The 19002-nt window shown below is 61.4% G+C and carries 12 protein-coding genes; 6 read left to right on the top strand and 6 right to left on the bottom strand.

Annotated elements, in window-relative coordinates; translation table 11 throughout:
• The first annotated feature begins 63 nt into the window (after positions 1–63).
• From H8B14_RS09890 to H8B14_RS09880, 3 genes are read left to right on the top strand one after another with little or no spacing between them, the layout of a single operon-like run.
• Complete coding sequence (locus tag H8B14_RS09890; protein ID WP_187315475.1) at positions 64–756, top strand: TIGR04283 family arsenosugar biosynthesis glycosyltransferase; 693 nt, start codon at positions 64–66, stop codon at positions 754–756.
• Entirely contained in the window at positions 756–1745 is a 990-nt protein-coding gene (locus tag H8B14_RS09885) for an NAD-dependent epimerase/dehydratase family protein (protein WP_187315474.1), read from the top strand. The genes H8B14_RS09890 and H8B14_RS09885 overlap by 1 nt, the downstream gene beginning before the upstream one ends.
• The gene (locus H8B14_RS09880) at positions 1738–2643 is read left to right on the top strand and encodes an SDR family oxidoreductase (protein ID WP_187315473.1); all 906 of its coding nucleotides are present in this window, start codon (positions 1738–1740) and stop codon (positions 2641–2643) included. Before H8B14_RS09885 ends, H8B14_RS09880 begins: the two co-directional genes overlap by 8 nt.
• A 60-nt stretch (positions 2644–2703) precedes the next feature.
• Here the strand turns inward: H8B14_RS09880 and H8B14_RS09875 are convergent, their stop codons facing one another.
• From H8B14_RS09875 to H8B14_RS09860, 4 genes are all read right to left on the bottom strand, one after another.
• The gene (locus H8B14_RS09875) at positions 2704–2916 is read right to left on the bottom strand and encodes a hypothetical protein (protein ID WP_187315472.1); all 213 of its coding nucleotides are present in this window, start codon (positions 2914–2916) and stop codon (positions 2704–2706) included.
• Positions 2917–3152: 236 nt separating this feature from the next.
• Positions 3153–3581: a response regulator gene (locus tag H8B14_RS09870; RefSeq protein WP_187315471.1), complete on the bottom strand. Its 429-nt coding sequence runs from the start codon at positions 3579–3581 to the stop codon at positions 3153–3155.
• A gap of 34 nt (positions 3582–3615) precedes the next feature.
• A complete protein-coding gene (locus H8B14_RS09865; RefSeq protein ID WP_187315470.1) occupies positions 3616–6498 on the bottom strand; it encodes a PAS domain-containing sensor histidine kinase in 2883 nt (960 codons plus the stop codon).
• Positions 6499–6666: 168 nt separating this feature from the next.
• Positions 6667–6822: a response regulator gene (locus H8B14_RS09860; RefSeq protein ID WP_187315469.1), complete on the bottom strand. Its 156-nt coding sequence runs from the start codon at positions 6820–6822 to the stop codon at positions 6667–6669.
• Between the two features lie 617 nt (positions 6823–7439).
• On the opposite strand from H8B14_RS09860, the gene H8B14_RS09855 reads away from it, so the two are divergent.
• The 3 genes from H8B14_RS09855 to H8B14_RS09845 all read left to right on the top strand — a co-directional run bounded on the left by H8B14_RS09855 (position 7440) and on the right by H8B14_RS09845 (position 15123).
• Positions 7440–7694 (top strand): hypothetical protein, encoded by a 255-nt coding sequence (locus H8B14_RS09855; RefSeq protein ID WP_187315468.1) that lies wholly within the window; start codon positions 7440–7442, stop codon positions 7692–7694.
• Positions 7695–7746: 52 nt separating this feature from the next.
• Entirely contained in the window at positions 7747–11346 is a 3600-nt protein-coding gene (locus tag H8B14_RS09850; RefSeq protein ID WP_187315467.1) for a PAS domain-containing protein, read from the top strand.
• 549 nt (positions 11347–11895) lie between these two features.
• On the top strand, positions 11896–15123 hold the full coding sequence (locus H8B14_RS09845) for a TonB-dependent receptor (RefSeq protein ID WP_187315466.1): 3228 nt from the start codon (positions 11896–11898) through the stop codon (positions 15121–15123).
• 103 nt (positions 15124–15226) lie between these two features.
• On the opposite strand, the gene H8B14_RS09840 is transcribed toward H8B14_RS09845, so the two are convergent.
• Positions 15227–17446, bottom strand: coding sequence for a choice-of-anchor I family protein (locus H8B14_RS09840; protein ID WP_187315465.1), 2220 nt, complete (start codon positions 17444–17446; stop codon positions 15227–15229).
• Between the two features lie 87 nt (positions 17447–17533).
• Positions 17534–18964: a GH1 family beta-glucosidase gene (locus H8B14_RS09835; RefSeq protein ID WP_187315464.1), complete on the bottom strand. Its 1431-nt coding sequence runs from the start codon at positions 18962–18964 to the stop codon at positions 17534–17536.
• Between the last annotated feature and the right edge of the window lie 38 nt (positions 18965–19002).

Below are 19002 nucleotides of genomic sequence, written 5' to 3'. Positions count from 1 at the left end.
AAATCACTTCATCCAACCCTAAAAAAAACGCACAACTTTACGCCTCCGGCCCGCCGCTTTCCCATGACCATCAGCATTATCATTCCCACTTATAACGAGGCCGCCAACATTGGCCGGCTCGTGCAGGAGCTGCGCCAGCATACCTCAGCCGAAGCCGTGGAAATCCTGGTAGCCGATGCGCACAGCTCCGATGGTACTGCCGAGCTGGCCCGGCAGGCTGGCGCTACGGTGCTGCTGGCACCCCGCCCCGGCCGCGCTGCCCAGATGAACCACGGCGCCGCTCACGCCACCGGCGACATCTTCTACTTTGTGCACGCCGACGTTCGGATTCACCCCGACTATGCAGCAACCATTAAGCGGGCTGTAGCCGAGGGCTACCCGGCCGGCTGCTACCGGTTTCGGTTCGACTCCAACCACCCGCTGCTGCGCTTCAACAGCTACGGCACCCGGTTCAAGGGCATCATGAGCCGGGGCGGCGACCAGACACTGTTTATTACCCGCTCGTTGTTCGAGCAGCTGGGCGGCTTCCGGGAGCATTTTGTGGTGATGGAGGACTTCGACATTATCCAGCGCATTCGGCGGGTGGCGCGCTTTCTGATTGTGCCGCAGGATGTGGTAGTGTCGGCCCGCAAGTATGAGCACAACAGCTGGCTGCGCGTACAGCTGGCCAATCTGGCGGCGTTTTCACTGTACTTTCTGAAGGTGTCACCCACTCGGATTGAACGCACGTACAAGGCCATGATCAACCACCGCTGATGCCGCGGCCTGTTCTTGTAACCGGGGCTAATGGGTTTTTGGGCCGTCATCTGGTAGCCGAGCTGCAGCGGCGTGGCGTGCCGGTGCGGGCGCTGGTGCGACCCGGCACGCCGCCGCCCTTCCCAGCCGCCTGGGCCGTGGACTACCGCTACGCCGACCTCACCCAGCCTGCTACCCTGGCCGGCGCCGCCGACGGCTGCGCGGCCATCGTACACGCCGCAGCGCTGGCCCAAGTAAACCCGGCCCGCAACCCCGCCGTGTGGGCCGTGAACGACGGTGGCACTGCTGCTATGCTGGAGCTGGCCCGACAGGCCGGCGTGGCGCGCTTCGTGTATGTGGGCACGGCCAATGTTTTCGGCTTCGGGACACTGGCCGACCCCGGCGACGAAACCCGCCCCTACGCTGGCACCCGCTACGGCCTCGACTACATGGACAGCAAGCGCGCCGCCACCGACCGAGTGCTGCGGGCCGTGGCCGAGTGGCAGCTGCCGGCAGTGCTGGTACACCCCACTTTTATGCTGGGGCCGCAAGACAGCCGGCCTACTTCCAACGCCCTGCTGCTGGAGCTGTACCGCGGCCGCGTGCCTGGCTACCCGCCGGGTGGCAAAAACTACGTACACGTGCAGGACGTGGCCGACGCCACCATTAATGCCCTCACGCAGGGCTGCGTGGGCGAATCCTATATTCTTGGCAACGAAAACCTAAGCTACCACGACGCCTTCGGCAGGCTGGCGGGCGTGCTGGGCGTGGCGCCACCGCGCTGGCCCATTCCGGGCGGGCTGACGCGCCTGTACGGGGCGTTTGCCGAAATGCAGGCTCGCATTACGCGCCGGCCAGGTCAACTCAATTCGGCTATGGCGGCCGTGGCCAACGATGGCCATTACTTCAGTGTATGGAAGGCTCGCCAGGAACTTGGCTTGCTGCAAACCCCCATCGAGCAGGCTGCTGCAGAGGCCTTCACGTGGTTTAAAGCCCATCAGTATGTTTGACCACCACCCTCCACCGGCCAACCTAAGCGCTGCTGATCTGCCGTCTGCTGCCGCGCTGCCGCAGCTGCCACGCCCATTGTCACGCACCGGGCAGTTTGCGGGCCGAGTGGCTATTGTCACGGGCTCGGAATCGGGAATTGGGCGCGAAACCGCGCGGGTACTGTGTGCGGCCGGCGCCGCCGTAGTGCTCAACGGCCGCCAGCCGGAGCGCCTGGAAAACACGCGCCAGCAGTTGGCCGCTGCTGGCTATTCGGTAGCTGCCTGCGTGGCCGACGTTACGGATTACGCTGCCTGCGAAGCCTTAGTGGCTACGGCCCTGCGTGAGTTTGGCAGGCTCGATATTCTGGTGGCCAACGCCAGCATCTCGCAGCGCGCCTACTTCGCCGACATGCAACCCGACGTGTTCCGGCAGGTGCTCGACAGCAACGTGTACGGCGCGGTGTTTCCGCTGAAAGCCGCTTTACCGCACCTGCTGGCGGCGCGGGGCAGCGTCACGTTTATTTCGTCTATTTCTGCGCTGAACGGCATGCCCAGTGGCTCGGCCTACTGTGCCGGCAAAGCTGCCCTCACCAACCTGGCCCACACGCTGCGCCTGGAGCTGGCCGATACCGGCGTGCATTTTGGGGTGGTGCACATCGGCTTCACCCAAAACGACAACGACAAGCGCGTGCTCGATGCGCAGGGCCAGCCAGTTGCTATTGCTCACCGGCCGCCCCGCTGGCAGAAAACCCAGGCCGAGGTGGCGGCTATCATCGTCCAGCATATTCGGAAGCGGCGGCAGCGCACCGTTATTTCAGCGCTGGGCTGGCTGATTGCCATTGTACACGCGTACTTGCCTCGCCTCGGCGATTGGGTGGTACTTACTTCCATGCGCCGCATGCGCAATTTCTACGAGTGACTGTGCAAACAAAAAAAAGCCCCGGTATAGGGCTTTCAGAAGGTGAAGACAGCGGTACGCTTAACGGATAAAGAAGCCCTTGGCTTGCCAGGCTGCAACGTTTTGTGGTCGTACAAAGCGGGTTTCCACGTGGCCCCACGCATCAATCTGATACATGACGGTTTTTCCGGTTTCGCGGGCCTGCAGCGCTTCCCGGTATTCGGCGGAGGACAACGGCTGCGTTAGTGGTTCGGCGGGTTTGCGCACCCGAGGGCGTTTGGGAGAGTCAGACATGCCGAAACAACAGAAAGCGCCTGAAAAGGTTCCTGTTTTGGTAGGCCGCCTTACTGCTTCTCACAAAGCAGGCTTTGCGCAGAGTGTGCTCTATCTGCCAGCCAGGTAGCCCAGGCAGGCCCGAAAGACAAGCACTTCTTTGGTGGCAGCAAAATTTCAGTGCTAAACACCGCGCCTTTTCTCAGGACGAAGCATCTTGCGGTGGTTCGCAGGGCCTGAATACTGAACAGCGGTGGCTAGCTGGCAGCTGGTGCAGGCATATTGAAATGCTCCTGTAGGATCTGCGCAATTTTTTCGGTGGTCAGGGGCTTGGTGAGGTAGCCGGCAATAGGTAGGCTTTGCATCCGGGCTACGTCATCGGGGTTAAGCGACGTGGTGAGCATGATGACTACTACCGGCAGGTTTGGGCGTGGAGGACGCCGGACAAACGCCTGCAGGAACTCGAAGCCATTCATCAGGGGCATTTTCATGTCCAGCAAAATCAGGCTCGGGCAGGTAGGCGAGGTATCTGCCTGGCAGTGCGTATTCAGCAAGTCCAGTGCCTCCTGGCCATTGCCGGCTACCAGCACCGTATCAGTGACGGCCATACGCTCGAACAGGCGCTGATTGAGGAAGTTGGTGGTATCATCGTCGTCGACGAGCAGAGTGCAGGGAATAACAGCCATCTATCGGGTACGTTATAAAGGGTGGATTACAGGCTTACGCAGCAGCAGGTGCTGCGTGAGGCAGATGCACGAAAAAAGTGGTGCCGGTTCCGAGCTGGCTACGGGCCTCGATGCGGCCGCCGGCATTTTCAACCATCCGCTTAATCATGTACAGGCCAATGCCAGTGCCCTCTACATGGTCGTGAAAGCGCTGAAACATGGTGAACAGGCGCGGCACTTGGTCGGGGGCAATGCCCAGGCCGTTGTCGTGCACTTCGAGTATGGTGTAACCGGCCTGCGTGCGGGCCCGCACCTCAATGTGGAGCGTGCGGTCGGGCGAGTGGTACTTGAGGGCGTTGCTGAGCAGGTTGTACACCACGGAACGCAGGTTTTTTTCGGCAAATAAAACAGGCGGCGTAGCGGCTACGTCGATTATCAACTGGGCGCCGGTTTCCAGTAGCAGAGGCCGCAGGTCCTGGCGGACGTCTTCCACTACGGCGGCCAAGTCAACCAGGTCGGCGGCAGGGGCGTGCTCCTTTTGTAGCTTAGACACCTCGGTTAAGTGGTCGATGGTGCGCTTGAACCGCTCCACCGAATCGAAAAGACGTGTGAACACAGGTGCCACATTAGCATCCTGGGCAGCCGGCGCGGGCAGTTCGGCGTGCAGCAGGTGCAGCAACCCCTCAAGGTTGGAAATGGGTGCCTTAAGGTCGTGCGAGGCAGTGTAGATGAAATTGTCCAGGTCCACGTTGGTACGTACCAGTTGCCGGTTGCTGGTTTGCAGTTCGGCGTTAAGGCTTTCGGCATGGTCGCGGGACACGCGCAGCTTTTTGGTCAGCTTTTGCAGGGCCAGTTCGGCCAGCTTTTGCTCGTGTACATCCACAACCGTGCCCACAATGCCCTCGAACTCCCCGTCAGGCCCAAAGCGTGGCAGGCCCCGGTCGATGGCCCAGCGGTAGTGGCCATCGTGGCGGCGCAGGCGAAAAAGAAAATCGAACGGGACGCGGCGGGCGTTGGCATCCAGAAACGCGGCCCCGGCGGCCGCCGCATCATGAGGATGTACAGCCAGTGTCCAGCCCATGCCCAGCGCTTCCGCCTCGGTCTGGCCAGTGAAGTCATACCACTGCTGATTGAGGTAGGTGCAGTAGCCGGCCGGGTCGGTTACCCAGAGCATGGCTGGGGCGTTGTCGGCCATCAGACGAAACGATTCTCCCCGGGCCTCCACCAGCCGCCGGGCCTCCACCTGCGCGCTTACATCGGTGGCCACGCACACAATGCCCGTCACCTGACCCTGTGGATCGAGTAGCGGCTGGTAGACAAAATTGTAGTAGCCGGGCTCGTTGGGGCGGTGGTGGGCCAGCTGAATTTCCTGTTCCTGGGCCACAAACGGCTTACCAGTGCGCCACACCTCCGCCAGCAGTTCGGGTAAGCCCTGGCTACGCAACTCGGGCAGCACCTCAAAAAAAGGCTGCCCTACCAAGGCTGAGAGGGCGTGGCCCAGCATCGTGGCCATGGGCGGGTTAACAACATCGAGCACCGAATTTTCGCCCCGGAACACGCACACTGCCACCGGTGCCTGCGCGAATACGGCCTGTAGCTGCTCGCGCTGGGCCTCGCGCTCCTGGCGGGCGCCCACCTGCGCAGTCACATCGTAGGCGAAGATGGAAATGCCGGCAATTTCGCCTTCTTCCTGGTAGGCTTGATAGGTGAAATTGTAGTAGTGAGGCTGAGCTTCCTGGCCCGCCGGCGCAAAGGGCACTTCCTCACCGAAATAGGTTTCGCCTGTGCGGTATACATGGTCCAGAATGGCCACGAAACCCAGCAGGCGCAGTTCAGGCACAGCTTCAGTTAATTCGCGGCCTACGAGCTGTCGGCCGGCAAATAGGTGTTGATAAGCCGGATTGACATACTCAAACCGGTGTTGAGGGGAGCGTAGCAAGGCAATCAGGGCCGGCGTCTGCTCGAATACGTCGCGGAAGGCCTGCCGCTCGCGCACTTGGCGCTGGGCAGCGGCCAGCACGTCGGCCTGGAAGGTGAGTGCAGCAGTGGTGCGCTCTTTCACTTGCCCTTCGAGGTCTTGGTTGAGGCGGTGCAGCTGCTGGCTGGCGAGAGTTTCCGGCGTCACGTCGAAGGCATAGACGAGCACACCGCGGGCTTGTCCGTCTGCGGCAAGGCTGGGCTGAAAAATGTAGTTAAAATAGTAGTCCGTCAGTGGGCCGCCGGTAGTGCGCGCCAGGGAAAAGTGCACGCCTTGGTCGACGTGGGTCTGGCCGCTTTGATACACTTGCTGCAGAATATCCCGCACAGCATGCTCCGCTAACTCGGGCAAAGCAGCAAGCAAGGGCAGGCCAAGCAGTTGCCGGCCAGGGAAAAGCTGTTGATACACCGGGTTGACCAACGCAAAAACCAACTCCGGACCATCGAGCCGGCACAAAGCAGCGGGGGCCTGCATAAATAGCCCTTCGAGCTGCGCCCGCTGCTGTTCGGTGCGGGCATGAGCCTCGCGTAGCGCCATTTCTACGGGGCCGCGGGGCTGGTCGGCTGTATCAGTAAGGCTCACCACCAACAGGTCGCCGTGGCGCTGGGCGCTAAGGCGGAAGTAGTTATCAAGGCCGTCGGACTGGTAATTGACCGCAAAGGTGTCTGCTGCACCGCTTGCGAAGGTGCGGCAGTAAAAATCGAATACCCCGTTGGTGGCAATGCTGGGAAAGGTAGTCAGGGCGTTGATGCCTGGCTGCTCGGGCAGGCCGGTAATGCGCTGGGCCGCCGGATTGAGGTAGTCGATACGAAAATCGACGATGGTGGCACCATCCGGATTATCAGGGCTGTACAGCGGGCGCAGCAGGTTAACGCCAGTGAGCGAAACGGCCAGGAGCGTTTGAAGGACGCCGTCGGGAAACGAGTACGCGGGGGAAGTAGGTGGTAGGCCAGAAACCATGAGCAGACGAAAGCAGGCCCGCACCATTGGAGCGCGGACGTTAGAGTCCTTGCTTCATACGGCGGGGTGGTAAGTTGTTTTCCGGGGATAGGGCCGGCATCAGATACTTGCGCTACCGCAACCGGGCCAACCGCCTACTTGCGGTTAGGAGCAAGCCCAGCAGCCGGATTATGCGGCGAGCTGTTTAAGGACGGCAAAGGCTTCCACACCGTCGATGGCAGAAAGGTACTGATCGGCTACGTCCAGCTGTTTGAGTAGAAGCTCGTTGAGGTGGTTGGTGGCGGGGTCGTCATCGACCAGCAGCACGCTGAAGAGTGTAAGCATGTAGAGAGGACTTGGTAGCAGCAGACAAGCTGTATACGCCAGGAAGGTTTAAGCAGGACAGGAAGTTCAGCAACGCAGAAGCAAGTCAATACCCTCAACCTTGCCCCGGCCGTAGCGGCAGCGTATGCTAGTGCTTGCATTGGCACCGGCAAGATTACGGTAAACGTGGTACCCACCTCGGGCGGGCTGCGCAGAGCAAATCCAAGGCTGGGGCAGCCAGCCGCATCTACCAGCCGCTGCCGCTTGGCAGTGCCCACCAGGGCGTTCAGGGAAACGGCTACCCGGTAAACTTACTACCGCACGCATCGCGCTGCCTCGCTATTAGCCTACAAGAACATACGGGCGCTATGAAACCAAGTGAGCTCCCACCCTGCCCCTGTGCTATGCGAGTGCTGCAGATTGGGCTGAGGTTTCCCGCCTGAGTGCGCCCCTCATCAGGAGAAGACCAATGAAGCCTCGTTTCTGGGTGCCGGCAACCGGCAACAAAAAAGATGGCGCTTTACTCTCACAACCAGAACAAAGCCAATGGCGGGCAACTGAGCCGGCTGCCGCAGAAAAGTGCAGTGTAAACTGCTTACATTAGGCACTTTATTTTGTGCTTTTTTGATTTTTTCGCAATGCTGAATGCGCGCACTTCTATCGTTGCCTTCACCAAGCCGCTGACCAGCCCGCCGCGGGTGCACCACCCTGGCACCCGCGGCGGGCTGCTGGAAGTGGCCGGCACGCGCAAGCGCAGGCCGGCCACCAGCACGGTGGGCGAGCTACCGCAGCTGGCGCGGGTGCCATACGTTTTCAAGGAAGTTTTCAAGAAAGAACTGTTTGCTGTGGTACGCGCCGAAGCTTCTGCTGTGCCGGCATTACCGGCCGCGTAACTATCAGCCCCTTGCACATGTAGAGCTTACTGCCTGCTATATCCCTTGCTACATGCCTGATACTTTAGGGCTGCTCACGGCCGTTGCCCCATCCGATACGCTGCTGCTGGACCTGCTGGCCGTCTCCCTCACCGGTGTTATTCTCTACACCCCCGTGTATGATCCGGGCGGCTCGGGCGACATTGTAGACTTCACGTTTGAATACCTGAATCCTACGGCCCAGCGCATGATGCACATGCCCGAAGTGCCCACCGTAACGCACAACCAGCAGTGGCCTCACAGCATCGCCCACGGCACGTTTCAGTTTCACGTGGAGGCCTATGTGAGTGGGGAGCCGCGCGAGTACAACGTCAACTACCAGGCCGACGGCTACGACAACTACTACCGCCTGGCCGCGCGCCGCTCCGGTGCCGGCCTGCTGGTGAGCTTCACTGACACCGCCGACCAACCCCGCTCGCCGGTGGAAGTGGCCCTACGCGAAAGTCAGGCGGCGGAAAAAATGGCCCGTGCCGAGGCCGACAAGCAGCGCCAGCGCTTCTACGACCTGCTTATGCAGCTGCCTGCCCACGTGGCCGTACATGAGGGCCCCGACCAAATCTTTACTCTGGTCAATCCCGATTACCAGCGGCTGGCCCCGGGGCGCGACCTTCTGGGCAAGCCCATTCGGGCAGTGTGGCCTGAGCTGGCCAGCCACGGCATCCTCGATGTGCTCGACCAGGTGTATCAGACCGGCGAGCCATTCAGCGCAACTGAGGTGCCTGTGCAGGCCGACTTTACCCGCACCGGCAAACTGGAGCAGGTGTACTACAACTTCTTCTTTCTGGCCCTGCGCGATGCCGAAGGCCGGATAAATGGTGTCCTGAATTTTTCCTACGACGTAACCGAGCAGGTACGGGCCCGCCAGCAGGTGCAGCAGCTCAACCAGGAGCTGGAAGCCCGGATACTGGAGCGCACGGCCGAGGCATTGGCGGCCCGTGCCGAGGCCGAGGCTCAGCGGGGCGACTTACAGCGCGTGTTCGAGCAGGCCCCTGTTTCCATTGCCATTTTCCGCGGCCCCAGCTTCGTGGTGGAGCTGGCCAATGCCGAGCAGGGCTTACTTTGGGGCCACCCCGTAGCTCCGGTGCTTGGCCGGCCGCTGTTTGAGGCCTTGCCCGACATTGCAGGCCAGGGGCTGGAGGAAATTTTCACCCAAGTACTGACTACCGGCGAGCCTTACCACGTCGAGGAAATACCCTGCACCATAGACCGGGCCACCAGCGGGCGGCCCGAGCAGGGGTATTTTACGTTCACCTACCAGCCCTTACGCGACCGGCAGGGCCACGTGACCGGCCTAATGCCGGTGGGCATAGAAGTAACCGAACAGGTGCTGGCCCGCCACCAGGCCCAGGCCCTGCAGACCCAGCTGCTGGATGCCGCCCGGCGCCAGGCCCAGCAACGTGAAGCGTTTTATCAGGTGTACGAGCAAACTGCGGCGGCAGTGGCGCTGCTGCGTGGGCCGGCCCACCGCTACGAGTACATCAACCCGGCTTACCAGGCCTTTTTCCCTGGTCGTCAGATGGTGGGCCTCGACTTGGCCGATGCGGCTCCCGAGCTTTCTGCCCAGGGCTTCGCAATCCTACTCGACCAGGTGTATCACACCGGCGAAACGTTTTTCGGCACCGAGCTGGCCTTCACGCCGCCCCCGGCCCCGGGCCAGCCGGCGCGCCCGTTGTACTTCAACTTCACCTATCAGGCTTACCGCGAAGCGGGCACCGTTGTGGGCGTGTCCATCTATGCCTACGACGTGACCGAGCAGGTGGAAGCGCGACGGCAGCGCGAGGCTGAGCGCGAGCAGCTGCAGCGCCTGTTTATGGAAGCTCCGGCGGCCATCTGCATCCTCTCGGGCCCTGAGCTGGTGTACGAACTGGTAAACCCCAGCTACCAGGCGCTGTTTCCCGACCGGCGCTTGCTGGGCCGGCCTATTGTGGAGGCGTTGCCGGAAATAGCAGACCATACAGTTGCCCGCACGTTTCGCCAGGTATTCGAAACGGGCGTCACCCATGAGGAAGCGGCGATTCTTATTCCGCTGGCCCGCCCTGGCGACGGGGTGCTGGAAAACCGCTACTTCAACTACATTCAGCAGGCCCGCCGCGACGAGCAGGGCTGCGTAGACGGGGTGCTTGTATTTGCCTTTGAAGTTACTGAGCAGGTGGTGGCCCGCCAGCGCGCCGAAGAAAGCCGCGAAGCCCTCAAGCGCTACCAGTTCATGGCCGACCAGGCCCGCGACGCGCTGATTCTTATGCGCGCCGACAGCAGCTTTGCCTACCTCAACGCCCGGGCACTGGAAGTCTGGGGCTACACCGCCGAAGAAGCCGCGCAGCTGCGCGTGCCGGATGTAGACGTCCTCTACCAGGCATCAGCCTTCGCCGAGCTCTTCGCCCAGGCGCAACATGAATCTGTTCCGCAGTTTGAAACCCTGCACCGGCGCCAAGACGGCTACGTGTACCCGGTGGAGGTGAGCGTGGGTGCGCTGCAGGTGGGCGAGGAACCGTACTTGCTGGCTGTAGCCCGCGACATCACCGAGCAGCAGCGCACACTGGCTGCACTGCGGGAAAGCGAAGCCCGGTTTCGTATCATGGCCGACGCGGCGCCCAACCACGTGTGGGCCGTCAACCCGGACACCACCATCCGCTACGTCAACCGGGCCTTCCTGGACTTTGTGGGGCTGAGCCAGGACGAATATCTGGACGCTGGCTGGTCGGCCTTCATGCACCCTGAGGAGCTGGATGCGGCCCAGCGCACACTGGAGCAAGCTATTCAGACCGGGGCGCTTTACGAACTCAAACACCGCTTTCTGCGCCACGACGGGCAATACCGCTGGCTGCTGGCCCAGGGTGCACCCAGCTACTACCCCAACGGGGAGCTGTACGGCTACGTGGGCTCGGCTATCGACATCACCGAACTCACGCAAACCAACGAGCAGCTCACGCGCATCAACGTGGATCTGGACACGTTCATTTATACGGCCTCCCACGACTTAAAAGCGCCAATTTCCAACATTGAGGGGTTGCTGCAGACGCTGCAGGAAGAGCTGCCGCCGCAGAGTCCGGCCGGGGAAGTAGCCTACATTCTGCACCTGATGCAGGACTCGGTGGAGCGCTTCAAAAAAACCATCGACCAACTGACCGACGTGTCCAAGCTGCAGAAAGAGCATGACCAGCCTGTGGGACAGGTGGCGCTGGCCGCCGTGCTTGAAGATGTGCGCCAGGATTTGGCGCCCCTGCTCCAGCAAACCGGTGGCCACCTCGACGTAGACGTGCAGGCCACGCCTACGCTCACCTTTTCCGAGAAAAACCTGCGGAGCGTGGTATATAACCTGCTCAGCAACGCCCTCAAGTTTGCGCACCCCAACCGTACTCCGCAGGTGCAGGTGCGGAGCCGCACGGAAGGCGCCTACGCAGTGCTGGAAGTACAGGACAATGGCTTAGGCATCGACCTGGAGCAGGGCGAAGGAAAACTGTTTGTCATGTTTCAGCGCCTGCATACTCATGTGGAAGGCACAGGAGTGGGGTTATATATGATAAAGCGCATGGTGGAAAACGCCGGGGGCCGAATTGCAGTTCAGAGCACTGTCGGTCAGGGGTCCACCTTCACCGTGTACTTCCCCCGCTAAGGCTTGGACCTGGCGTAAGCGGCTTCACAATCAGCTGAAAACACCCTTTTCAAACCCACCCGCCGGTGGTGAGTTTTCCACCGTGGAAAACTCACCACCGGCGGGTGGGTTTGCCTTGCTGCACAGAGTATAGGCGTAGCAGAACAGTAGCCAATGACTGCCAGAAGTTATTCGCTTTCCATCACTCAGTCAGCAACCACTGCCTTGAGGCTAATTGCCAACTCAGCTGGTTTTATACTGATAGTGCAGGCACAGTCAGCGGAAGAAGTGCCAACTTATTGAAATTATTTTATTTATTCTATGCATGACTTGTGACTTAGGCCAGCAAAAAAGCAGGGCAATTAGCTGCATTTATAATCATAGCACTAGCCGATGACTGTCAAACACATAGCTAATTACATATTTATTAATTATCTTAATATCAGCACCTTGAATATATGTTTCCTAATTGTTATCAAATTGTTATGCAAGCCTACTTCATGATTTGGTAACCTAGCTTTGTCGTGAAAGTCTGGGGACACGCTCCGGATAAATAAAAAAGCTCTACTTATGAAAAACAGAATTTTACTGTTTTTACTGCTCGGCTTTGTGCTTTTCACGAGCAGCATTTTCCTGAACGGCAGCCTCGCGCTGGCCCAGGGGGTTACCACCTCCGCCATGAAAGGGGTGGTGCAAGACAGCAAAGGCGAGCCGCTGCCGGGCGCTACTGTGGTAGCCACTCACCTGCCCTCGGGTACCACCTATGGCACCGCCACCCGCGACAATGGCCAGTACGACCTGCTCAACATGCGCATCGGCGGCCCCTACGAATTGAAAGTGTCGTTTGTGGGTTCCCAGACCTACACGGCTTCGGGGATTCAACTGGTGCTGGGCAAGACGTTTGAAAGCAATGTAAAGCTCACTGACGGCACGCAGGCCCTGGGTGAGGTGCTGGTGCAAGGCAACCGTGACGGCCAGATCAACAAGGACCGTACGGGCGCCTCCACTAACATCAACAACACCGCCATCCGCACGCTGCCCACCATCAGCCGCTCGCAGGAAGACTTCACGCGCCTCACGCCCCAAAGCAGCGGCCTGAGCTTTGGCGGGCGCAACACGCTCTACAACAACTTCTCGCTCGACGGCTCTATTTTCAACAACTCGTTCGGACTGGATGCGCCCACGCCAGGCGGCCAGACCAACTCGCAGCCAGTTTCGCTGGATGCCATCGAGCAATTGGAGGTAAGTCTGGCCCCGTACGATGTGCGCCAGGGCGGCTTTACGGGTGCTGGCGTGAATGCCGTAACCAAGAGTGGCACCAACTCCTTTAAGGGCACAGTGTACACGTTTTTGCGTAACGAGAAGCTGATTGGCGACAAAGTAGGCGACGTGACGGTGCGCAACCCCGAGCTGAAATTCAACCAGACTGGCTTTGCGCTGGGCGGCCCTATCATTCAGAACAAGCTGTTCTTTTTCACCAACGCCGAGATTACGCGCCGCGACGACCCAGGCCTCACGTTTCGGCCGGCGCGCGATGCTGCCGAGGCGCAGGCCGCCCTCAACGGCCAGGCCGATGGCGTGAGCCGCGTGCTGGAAAGCGACCTGCTAGCCATTCAGCAGCGCCTGCGGGACGTGTACGGCTACGACCCCGGCTCTTTCCAGGACTTCACCTACCGCACCTACAGCGACAAGCTGCTGGCCAAGCTGGACTGGAACATCAACGATAAAAACACCTTCTCGCTGCGCTACAACTACCTCAAGAGCTACCGCGAGCAGGGCCCCCACCCCATTGCCATTGCTCCGTCGTCGCGGGTGCAAGGCGTGAACACGCTGCAGTATTCCAACTCGGGCTACACCATCAACAACAACCTGAACTCGGTGGTGGGCGAGCTGAACTCGCGCTTCGGGGAGCGGCTCAGCAACAAGGCGCAGCTTAGCTTTTCGGCCTTCCGCGACTTCCGCGACCTGCCTGAGGCCAAGCTGTTTCCCCAGCTTGACATCACCAAGAACGGCACCACCTACGTGAGCGTGGGCACCGAGCAGTTTTCGGCCAACAACATACTCAACCAGAACATCACGCAGTTCACAGACAACCTGAGCTACTTTGCGGGAGCCCACGTGCTGACGGCCGGCCTCACCTACGAGCGGTTCGACTTCGTGAATGCCTTCAACCTGCAGCGCTACGGCTACCCGTTCTTCGGCGGGCTGGACATCAACCGGTTCTTCCAGGTGACGGACCGTTCGAACCCTGACTTTGTGGACCTGAACGCCATTGCGGCAGCGGGCGCCACCCGGCCAATCAAGTCCGTGGACGTGAACGTGGCGCAGCTGGGCCTGTATGCTCAGGACGAATGGAACGTGACGCCCAACTTCAAGCTGACGCTGGGCGTGCGCGCCGACATGCCGATTTACAACACCGATGTGCCGCAAAACAGCCAGATTCTGAACGCGCCGCTGCTTGACTCGGAGGGCCGGACCGCCAAAGTAGACGTCACTGAATTCCCAAAAGCTACGCCGCTCTGGTCGCCGCGGCTGGGCTTCAACTACTCGCTTGACAACGGCGAGCTGACCACGCAGCTACGTGGCGGCACGGGCATCTTCACGGGCCGCATCCCGTTCGTGTGGATCAGCAACCAGGCCTCCAACTCGCAGTTCGACCCCGGCTACACGTTCCAGATCAACGGCACGGCCCGCGACTTCAAGTTCCCGCAGGTGTGGCGCTCCAACCTGGCCATCGACCAGGAGCTGCCGCTGGGCATTGTGGCTACGCTGGAAGGCATCTACTCGAAAGACCGTAACGCGGCCATTCACCGCAACTACAACTTCGTGATGCCTACCGAGCGGCTGGCCGGCGCCGATTCGCGCCTGATTTACCCGGCGGCAGGTCCGCGCATCACGCCCGGCTTCACTGGCCCCGACGGGCAGTTCAGCTTTCTGGATGCGGGCGTGATTGTGCTGGAAAACACCAACCGCGGCTACCAGTACAGCCTCACCGGCCAACTGAAAAAAGACTTCACCAACGGCCTGTACGTAACGGCCGCCTACACCTACTCGCAGGCCAAAGACGTGACGTCGAACCCCGGCGAAATTGCGGCAGATGCCTACCAGCGGAACCCCGTAGTGGGCAACGCCAACGACCCACAGCTGGCCTTCAGCGACTTCGGCTTGCAGCACCGCGTGATTGGGGCCGCCGGCAAGCGGTTTGAATACGCCAACAAGCGCATGGCCACCACGCTGAGCTTCTTCTTTGAAGCCGCCCAAGGCAACCGCTTCTCCTACACCTACGCCGGCGACCTTAACCGCGACGGTATCCCCGGCAACGACCTGCTGTACGTACCGGCCACCCGTGAGCAAATCAACCTGACGGACATTCGGGATGCGCAGGGCAACGTGCTGGTGACGGCCGCACAGCAGTGGGAGCAGTTGGATGCCTACATCCGCCAGGACGAGTATCTCTCGGAGCGCCGGGGCAACTACACGGCTCGCAACGGGGCCATCAGCCCTTGGTACACGCAGCTGGACGCCAAGCTGCTGCAGGATTTCTCTTTGATGGCGGGTGACAATAAACACACCTTCCAGCTGAGCTTCGACATTCAGAACCTGGGCAACCTGATCAGCTCGGACTGGGGTGTGCGCCGCGTGTTTGCCAACAATCGTTTCATTGAAACCAGCTACCTGCCCACGGCGCCCAATACGCCGGTATACCAGTTCCGGGGCGGCCAGCAGACCTTCATCAACAACACCAACCTGGATAGCCGCTGGCGCGCCCAGATTGGCTTGCGCTACATCCTAGACTAAGCTTCCAACCAACAAAAAAAGCCCTCGGTTAACGATAACCGAGGGCTTTTTTGTTGGTATCTGGCGTAGCTACCACGCATGGCAGGCTGCGCGCAAACGTAGCCTACTCGACAGCAATGCGCGCGGTACCCCCGTCGGTAGCCCGGAGCAGGTACAGGCCAGGTGCCAGCCCGGCAGTAGGCAGCACATCGGTGCTACGCAGCTGCTGCACGGCTCGCCCGGCCAGGTCGAATAAAGTGCCCGTTATTGGCCGGCTGAGGTGCGTGGCGCTGCCGCGGCTGGGGTTTGGGTAGCTGTACAGCGCGGCTGCCGCCACTGCCCCACCCCTAGTGGACGCCGGCACAGAAGGCGCCAGCCGGTACACCGAAATACTGCTGCTGACTTCATTGGCCAGCAGCACCAACGGCTGTCCGCTGGGGCTGTCGGCGGCCGAAACAAACAGGATGCCTTCGGGGCCCAGGTCGCCGGTGCCCGCCGTCAGGCCGCGGTTGTTGGCGTAGGCTTCCAGGGCAGGGTTGGCAGGGTCGGTGAGGTTGACAACGGCCACTCCGCCAACCCGTTCCAGGGTCACAAACCCATAGAGCGTGTTGCCCACTCGGCCGGTCGTAACGCCTTCCGGCTCGGGCCCTTTGTCGTCTGAGCGGTTTTTGCGGGTAGGTGCCTCACCAAAGCTGTTGCTGGCATTGAAGATGGCGCCATAGGTGCCATCGGTGCTGGTCAGGCGTTCCAGCAGGTTGCCGCTGTCGTGCACCAGCGCGCCGGTGTTGGCTTGGTAGATGCTGAATGAGCGGCCACCATACGCGTAGATTTCGTCGAAATCACCGTCGCCGTCGGTGTCGCCGAGGCGGTTGGTGACGTTGAGGCGGCCGAGCACGGCGTTGTTTTTCAGCAAAGCTGCGTTGGGAAATACGGTTGGGTCGAGCACGTAGGGCGCGGTGGTGCTGGTAGTGCCCAGCCGAACCTGCTCACTGAAGCCGGTGTAGTCGCGGGCGTCGCCTTCGTTGGCCGTCAGCAGATAGGGCGTGCCGGCCGCTTCAAAGGAGGCAATGGCATCGGGCAACCGCAAACCTTTGATGGGCCAGTTGGCTACCAGCACTTCCGGCGTCTGGTCGGAGGCGTCCAGGCCCCGGCCCGCTTGCCGGTGGTCAGAAGTGCCGAGCGGACGGAGCGCCGTAATCTGCCGGGAAGGCAGGTCGAGCACCGCCAGGGCGTTGTTTTCCTGGAGCGTGATGTAGGCTGTGCGCGAGTCGGCGCTCAGGGCAATGTACTCGGGCTCCAGGTCCTGCGCTACGGTAGCGGGCGCGGCTGCCAGGCCGCCATAAATGCGGATTCCCTGCCCGCGCAGCTGCGCAGCCTGCCCATTGAAGGACGTAAAGCCCACCGTGGTTACCTGCGCCTGCGTCAGGCCGGGTATGCCGCCACTCACATCAATCAGCGAGACGCTGCCCTCCGGATCCACCGAATAGTCGGCTTTCGGCTCACCTTCATTGGCCGTGAGCACCGTGCGGCCATCCGGCGTGAAGGTTATCATGTCGGGCATGGCGCCTACGGCTACCTGCTGCAGCAAGACCCCGTCCTGGTTTAGAAACACCACTTTGCCATTCTGCTGCGGGTCGGTACCTTCTATGGCGCAGGCCACAATGCCATTGCGCACGGCCACGGAGTTGATGTTGCCATAGGTCCGGATATCGATGGAAGCCACCGAGCTTAGCACAGCCGAAGGCGACAAGCTCAGAATATCGAGACGCCCGCCGATGGAATTGGCCACATAGAGGCGGCGCGTAGAAGGGTCGTAGGCGGCAATTTCAGCAGAGTTGATTTGGGTGGTGCCGCTGAAAGGCGTGGCCGTCTGGAAGCTTTGGTTTAGCGTAAGCGAAAGGCTGCGGGCCAGCGCTGGCGCCGGGGTGTCGTTGTCGCGCACATACACCAGCAGATCGGTAGCACCGGCCGTGAGCGTGGCATTGGTGGGGTTTTGCAGGCGCAGCACGAAGTACTCGGTTTCTTCGGCCAGCTGGTCGTCGGTGAGGGGCACCGTGATGGTTTGGGAAGTGGTGCCGGCCGGAAACGTGAGGGTTTGCAAGGCCGGCAGCACGTAGTCGGTACCGGCGCTGGCCGTGCTCAGGGCCTGCACGGCCACTTCCACGCTGCTGCTGCTGGTGTTGGGGTTCTGCAGCGTGAAGGTCAAACTTACTGAGCCGGCATTTTCCGCTACCACGGTGGTGGCAGCCGGGCGGGTGATGGTGGGCAGCGTTTGCGCATGCGTGGCGTGAGGCGCGGCTGCTAGGCAAGCCAGCACAGGAAAAACGTAGAAGTGTAGGCGCATACCAATGGGCTAGAGGTGAAGGCCAAAACTAGAGGCCGCCTGTTAGGCAAGTATGACCAGACGATTACTGAATTGTGAACCAGCAACCTAGCAGGCCACCCCCACTGCCTGCGCGTGGCCCACCGGCACACCTGCCAGCAGCTGCTGATACCAGCGCCCCGAATCCTTGACCGTACGCTGCTGAGTGGCATAATCGACGTGTACCAGCCCGAAGCGCGGCTCGTAGCCCTCAGCCCACTCGAAGTTGTCGGTAAACGACCAAGTGAAGTAGCCTTCCACGGGTATTCCTTCGCGGCGCGCGCGCAGCACTTGCCCTACGCAGGCCTGCAGAAATGCCTGCCGGGCAGGGTCGGGCAGCTGGCCGGCCTGCGGCATTGCATCCGGAAACGCTGCCCCGTTTTCAGTGACCAGCAAAGGCGGCGCGTCGGGGTAGGCGGCAAACTGGCGCAGCATATGATACAGGCTTTCGGGGTATACTTCCCAGCCCATTGCCGTGTAGGGCACCCGGCGGCTGGCCGCCCCCACCAAACGGGCCCACACCAGCGGCACATAGGGCGCAAACCGTACCACCTCGCGGGTATAGTTCTGCACGCCCCAAAAGTCGAAAGCAAACGGCAGCCGGGCTTCGTCGCCGGGCTGGTGGTAGCGCTCCAGCCGCGCCAGAAAGGGCGCATCATGCACCGGATAGCCCAGCCCCAGCGTGGGCTCCACGAACAGCCGGTTGAGCAGCGCATCGGCGCGGCGGGTGGCCGCTTCGTCGCGGGGCAGGCCGGGCCGCGCGGGCGTCAGGTAGGAGCAGGAAAACGTGGTGCCGATTTGCGCTGCCGCGGGCAGGCAGGCCCGCAGGGCCCGCCCGCCATCTGCCTGTGCCAGCGCGGCATAATGCACAGCTGCCAGAAAAGCCCCCAGGTTGCGGCGGCCGGGCGCGTGCAGCCCCAGCAAATGGCCGGCCCCGGTAAATACCATGGGCTCGTTGAGCACCATCCAATGCCGGACCCGGTCGCCGAGGCGGGCCGCTACCAGTTGGGCATAGTCGGTGAACCAGCCGACCACTGAGCGGTTGGTCCAGCCGCCTCGCTGCTGCAGGGCCAGCGGCAAATCCCAGTGGTAGAGCGTCGGCCAGGGCGTGATGCCCCGCTCCAGGCAGCCATCCACCAGTCGGTCGTAGAAGTCCAGCCCTGCTTTGCTGGCGGCTCCTACCCCCTGCGGCAGTATCCGCGACCAGGCCACCGAAAACCGAAAGTTTGGGATTCCCAGCGCGCGCAATAGGTCAAGGTCGTCAGGCCAGCGGTGGTAGAAGTCGCAGGCTACATCGGCGGTGGCGCGGCCCCGCACCGACCGGGGCCGGCGGTGTACAAAGTCGTCCCAGATGCTGGGGCCTTTGCCGCCGACGTTCCAGGCGCCTTCCGTTTGGTAAGCCGCCGCCGCCACGCCCCACTGAAACGATGAGCCAAAATCGGTGCGGGTATAAGAAGCCGGACTGGTCGGCGGGAAAAAAGCGGATGGCAATTCGGGCATGCAGGCAGGGCTGGCGCTGGCTCGCCCACGGCGGGCAA

Source organism: Hymenobacter puniceus (assembly GCF_014333525.1).
GTDB lineage: Bacteria > Bacteroidota > Bacteroidia > Cytophagales > Hymenobacteraceae > Hymenobacter.
Note: the sequence above shows the minus strand (reverse complement) of the source record. Positions and strands in the feature narration are given on the sequence as shown.